This is a genomic window from Streptomyces sp. NPDC047042 (assembly GCF_040644035.1).
Classification (GTDB): Bacteria; Actinomycetota; Actinomycetes; order Streptomycetales; family Streptomycetaceae; genus Streptomyces.
This window is the reverse complement of the sequence record NZ_JBEYVP010000100.1, coordinates 1-4,060: the sequence shown is the minus strand read 5'-3', so window position 1 is coordinate 4,060 and position 4,060 is coordinate 1. Positions and strand designations below refer to the sequence as shown.

The window sequence follows — 4,060 nt, the reverse complement described above, 5'->3', positions numbered from 1 at the left end:
GGCGTGATGCCGGGGTCGTAGGCCAGGAACTGCGCGGTGTCGAGCAGGTGCAACGAGGCTCCTTGGGTACGCCGGAACCCGGCGCGCGGGAATCAGAGAAAGAAAGGGGAGGGGCGAGGCGCAACTGCCTCGATATGGAGGGCTGGCAGTGGCAGGAGACAGCCGGGCCGGTCGGGGCCGGCGAAGGGGCGTAACGGTGTGCACGAGGACACGCAAGCTTCGTGCCAAGGGCACAGGTCGGGCCGGCGCTGCTGTCGACGGTGCTTCGGCTCAGGCTCCGAACCGGCTGCCGGGGTGCACTACCTAGGGATCGACGGAGTGGGAGCTCCGTTGGTGCCGTACGGATTTGCGCACTGGTAGATCACGTAGCCGCGCAGCTTCTTTCCGTCGGACTTGCGGGTCACGGTGCCCCGGGTCCACCAGGTCTTGGTGGCGCTCCGGTAGACCCACTGGTCGTAGGCGATCTTGTCGTTGCGGTAGGCGACGCCGACCGTGGTGGCTGTCGTCGAAGGCGACTTGCGGACCTTGACCGCGCTGCACGAGATCTTGGTGTAGCCGGTGTCGTATGCCTGTGCCGTGGAAGCGGTGGCCATGCCGCCCGCGGCGAGGGCAAGGCCCAAAGAGGTTGCCGCGAGGGCACGCTGGGTGTGGTGACGGGATATCAAGGAGGTGCTCCATGTCTCAGGGGAAGGACGGTGGGCAGGAAAACGTGTCCTGCGGGCCCCGTCTGCGGGGCGGAAGAGGCCGGGAGTGGGTGATCCCCGACCAGGGGCGGTAAGCCGGGCTGCCGCGTCCCTGTAGGTTCCGATTTGAGATGTCGTCGGACGCGCTGCTGACCTGGTGCTTTGTGTGGCTGTCCGGACGGTTTGTCGGCGGATTCGTCCAGCCGATCTGTCGGATTCCTCAGGCGAAGCGGCTCGGAGAGACGACACCGCCAGATCGCCTGGACGGTTGACCTGCGGGTTTCCGGCTCTCGCCGACAGGCCGACGGCAGAACGGTCGGACACCGACAAGTCTTTTCGGAACCTACAGTCCCGAACGGGGATCAGATGACGCGGCGAGCGGCGAGGATGGCCCAGTCCGCGAGCGGCGTGATGCGAACGGGTTTTCCCGTTCTGGGTGCCTCGATCGCGAGTCCCGAGCCGATGTACATGCCGACGTGTTCGGGGCGGGTGGCACTGCCGCGGGAGAAGATCAGGTCACCGGGCTTGAGCGCCCTGGGCGAGACGGCCTTGCCCTCGTTGATCTGCGTGTACGTAGTGCGGGTGAGCTGGATACCGGCATGCTTGTACGCCTGCTGGGTCAGGGAGCTGCAGTCGCACCGGCCCATCGGGTCGGGGCCGTGCGGCGCCGTGCAGGTGCCGCCCCACTGGTACATCGTGCCGAGCTGCGCCATCGCCCAGACGATCGCCTTGCGGACCTTCGGATCGGCGTCCTTGGGGATCGAGTAGCCCCTCGGCACCGATCCTGCCGGGATGGTGCCGTACCCGGAGCCGTCCTCGGCCGCCGCGCAAGACGCCGCGGCAGAGCTGGTGTCCTGGCCAGCGTCGGGGAAGGTGACGGCGATCGCCTTCTGGAGGGCGGTCGCCAGCTCCTCCCACTGTGCGTAGGCGTCGGGGTAGGCGGAGCGTTGGACCTTCTGCGCGGCCTGGGTGACCGTCAGCTGCTGCCAGCCGTCCACCGCGAGAAGGTGTTCGTAGAACTGTGTGGAGGCGTAGACGGGGTCGCGGATTTCCGTGGCGGTGCCCCAGCCCTGGCGCGGCCGTTGCTGGAACAGGCCCAGCGAGTCACGGTCGCCGGAGGACAGGTTGCGCAGCCGGGATTCCTGCATCGCGGTGGCGAGCGCGATGATCTGGCCCTTCGTCGGAACGCGGAGACCGATCCCGGTGCCCACGATCGTGCGGGCGTTGGGGATCTGCTCCTCGGGCAGGGAGAGGCCCTCGGCGTGAACATCCTTGGCGGATGCCCCGTTGAGGATCTTGGTGACCTGCTCGACGACGGCATCGGTGTCGACGTCGCCCACGCAACTGAGGGAGGAGGTGGTCTGGGCGGCCTTGCTGCTGGTGGCCATCAGCATGGCCGTGCCGGCGAGGAGGAGAGGGGAGAGGAGGAAGACGCCGAGGCCGGCGGCCACGCCCTTCAACCGGGGGAGCCTCCCAGGCGGCGGTCGCGGTCCGGTGGCCTGGGCAGGGGCGGGCAGTGCTGCGTCATACAGGGTCCTTCGAGTGCGGTGTCCGGCGTGCCGCGTGCGCGTGGCGTCGTGGAAGGGCGGCGGCCGGGGCGGGCGATCGGGTGCGTCGGCTGGTCGCAGGCGAGTTGCCGCTCGCTCGGTGCGGCCGGGAGGCACTAGGTATGCCGGGGCAGGGGGACCTCCGGGAAGCAAAGGGGGGATAGCCGGCGGCGGTGTGCGCCGGGCGGTTCAAAAACAGTAGGCCCGAATTGGCCGTTGACCAAAAAGCTGGCGTGAGGTGCCGGATTCCGGTCCTTCGGTCGGGCACTTCTTGGTCGTCGGCCGATTCGCCTCTACAGTTTTAGGACTCTCCCCTCGCCCTCCCCGGTCGGTGGCCTCGGGCTTCTGCATGCCCACTCATGGCTCCGCGGGGACGCTCTACGTGCGAGGCGGTCATTCCCTGCGCATGCGCATTCACCCACCCGAATCGGGGTTCCTCTTTGCCTTTTTCCCTGCACCAGGGCGACGCCTTGAGTGTCCTTTCCAAGCTGCCGGACGACTGCGTCGATTCCGTGATCACCGATCCGCCCTACAACTCGGGCGGGCGGACCGCGAAGGAACGCACGAGCCGGTCGGCGAAGCAGAAGTACACCTCTGCCGATGCCCAGCACACGCTGCCGGACTTCACCGGCGAGAACATGGACCAGAGGTCCTACACGCTGTGGCTCACTCAGATCATGACCGAGGCGCACCGCGCCACGAAGAGTGGTGGTACCGCGCTGCTGTTTACCGACTGGCGTCAGCTACCTGCCACCACCGATGCGTTCCAGGCTGCGGGGTGGCTGTGGCTGGGCGTGCTGACCTGGCACAAGCCCCAGGCCAGGCCGCAGAAGGGCAAGTTCCGCCAGGACTGCGAGTACATCGTATGGGGTGCCAAGGGCAAGATCGACGGCTCGCGTAATCCGGTGTATCTGCCGGGTCTTTACAGTGCGTCGCAGCCCTCGGGCAAGGCCCGCAAGCACATCACGCAGAAGCCCGTCGAGGTGATGCGCGAGCTGGTCAAGATCTGCCCCGAGGGCGGTACGGTGCTCGACTTCTGCGCCGGTTCGGGGTCCACCGGGGTCGCCGCTCTGCTCGAAGGCCGCGACTTCATCGGCGTGGAGAAGACCGAGCATTACGCCGCCGTCGCGAATGAGCGGCTCACGCAGACCATCCGCGAGACCCTGGCCCAGGAAGATCTGGTCCTCACCGCCTGACGCACCAACAGCGTCCGTTCCAGCGAAAGTTGGCGCCTTTCGCCATCCAGACCGATATCCCGGGCGGGCCTCGCCTTTTCTGTGAGCTGGCCTGTTCGCTGCCGCTTGGCGTGTCCTGCACTTCCACGGCCGAGGAGGCCATTGTTTCATGCCTGAACCTGTAGAACTCCCGGCCGAGGGGGAGCTGGAGCCGGTCCGCCTCTCCGATTCCCATTTGGAGGGGATCGAGGCCAGTGTGCGCCGGCTGATGGAGGAGTCGGCGCAGCAGGCCCGCCAGCTCGACCACCTGGCTTCGCCTCCGGACCCCGGAGGATCCCCGTTCGCCGCCTTCGGCCTGCCGGGCTTCGGCGGACCATCCCCGGCGCCGGTACCGGAGCCGCGTCCCATCCTGGATCTGGAGGGTGAGGCGTACGAGGACGAACTCGACGCTCTGTCGGACTGGGTGGACGACTGGCTCCTGCCCGTCTACGGGGCCGAGGTCACCACGGCGGCGCCCTGGTGTCCGCAGTGGCAGGAGCACCAGGACGTCGTCGCCTGGTTGCACGCGCTGTGGATGGCCTACCAGCAGCACAAGGATCCCGAGGCGGGCCTGTCCGGAATGGCGGTGTGGCACCGGGACTTCCTCACCCACACC

General features: G+C 67.7%; 4 protein-coding genes. 2 read left to right on the top strand and 2 right to left on the bottom strand.

Annotated elements, in window-relative coordinates; all coding sequences use genetic code 11:
• Positions 1 to 299 precede the first annotated feature (299 nt).
• Positions 300 to 665 (bottom strand): hypothetical protein, encoded by a 366-nt coding sequence (locus ABZ855_RS48130; RefSeq protein ID WP_360820369.1) that lies wholly within the window; start codon positions 663 to 665, stop codon positions 300 to 302.
• A 380-nt stretch (positions 666 to 1,045) separates the two neighbouring features.
• Positions 1,046 to 2,143, bottom strand: coding sequence for a C40 family peptidase (locus ABZ855_RS48125; RefSeq protein WP_360820366.1), 1,098 nt, complete (start codon positions 2,141 to 2,143; stop codon positions 1,046 to 1,048).
• Positions 2,144 to 2,670: 527 nt separating this feature from the next.
• Here ABZ855_RS48125 and ABZ855_RS48120 point away from each other — a divergent pair.
• Positions 2,671 to 3,426 carry a site-specific DNA-methyltransferase gene (locus ABZ855_RS48120; protein WP_360820363.1) on the top strand — a complete coding sequence of 252 codons (756 nt, stop codon included), beginning with the start codon at positions 2,671 to 2,673 and terminating at the stop codon, positions 3,424 to 3,426.
• A 148-nt stretch (positions 3,427 to 3,574) separates the two neighbouring features.
• The coding region (locus tag ABZ855_RS48115; protein ID WP_360820360.1) for a DUF4913 domain-containing protein at positions 3,575 to 4,060 on the top strand (486 nt) is incomplete at its 3' end.